The sequence below is a fragment of the Mycobacterium sp. NAZ190054 genome, assembly GCF_001545925.1.
In the GTDB taxonomy this organism is placed as follows: domain Bacteria; phylum Actinomycetota; class Actinomycetes; order Mycobacteriales; family Mycobacteriaceae; genus Mycobacterium.
Genome location: NZ_LMVQ01000489.1, coordinates 1 through 903, shown reverse-complemented (window position 1 = coordinate 903; position 903 = coordinate 1). Strand labels below are relative to the sequence as shown.

At 70.8% G+C, this 903-nt stretch carries 1 pseudogene; it reads right to left on the bottom strand.

Annotated features, from left to right (window positions below):
* Positions 1–93 precede the first annotated feature (93 nt).
* Positions 94–768: pseudogene (locus ASJ79_RS24745) on the bottom strand (1-deoxy-D-xylulose-5-phosphate reductoisomerase); the annotation flags it as partial.
* Positions 769–903: the final 135 nt, after the last annotated feature.

Below are 903 nucleotides of genomic sequence, written 5' to 3'. Positions count from 1 at the left end.
AGATCAAATCGGCCCACCCTGCGCGAAGGCTACCAGCCCAGCAAATATTTTCCCAGGCGTTTGCGTTTTCAGCGGTTCCGCGGTCAGCCGGCGAATTCGGCCTCGCCGTCCTCGAGCACCAGCCGGGAACACCTCGTCGTCGAGCGGTTCGAAATCCCACCGCGAGGCGGTGGCGAAGTCGCACGCCGACGCGGCGCCGGGGACCCGGGACGGCCACCCCAGCGCCAGCGCGATCGGCAGCTTCATGTCGGGCGGGCTGGCCTGGGCGAGGGTGGACCCGTCGGTGAACGTGACCATCGAGTGCACGATCGACTGCGGGTGCACCACGACCTCGATGCGGTCGTAGTCGACACCGAACAGCAGATGCGTCTCGATCAGCTCGAGTCCTTTGTTGACCAGAGACGCCGAGTTCAACGTGTTCATCGGGCCCATCGACCAGGTGGGGTGCGCGGCGGCCTGTGCGGGGGTGACGTTCTCCAGCCGCTCGGCGGTCCAGCCGCGGAACGGTCCGCCCGAGGCGGTGAGCACCAGCTTGGCGACCTCGTCGGCGCTGCCGCCGCGCAGGCATTGCGCCAGCGCCGAGTGCTCGGAGTCCACCGGCACGATCTGGCCCGGGGCGGCCGCCTTCTGTACCAGCGGACCGCCGGCGACCAGGGACTCCTTGTTGGCCAGCGCCAGCCGCGCACCGGTGGCCAGCGCCGCCAGCGTCGGCTCCAGACCGAGCGCGCCGACGAGCGCGTTGAGCACGACGTCGACGCCGGTGGTCTCGGCGGCGGCCCGGACCCCGAACCTGCGGCCGAACCCGTGGTGTCCACCGACGAGCCCGACACCGCCGAACCCGAGGCCCTCGTCGACGAAGACGACGAGTTCCCGGTCGAGGATGCGCCGCCGCCGGCCGAACCG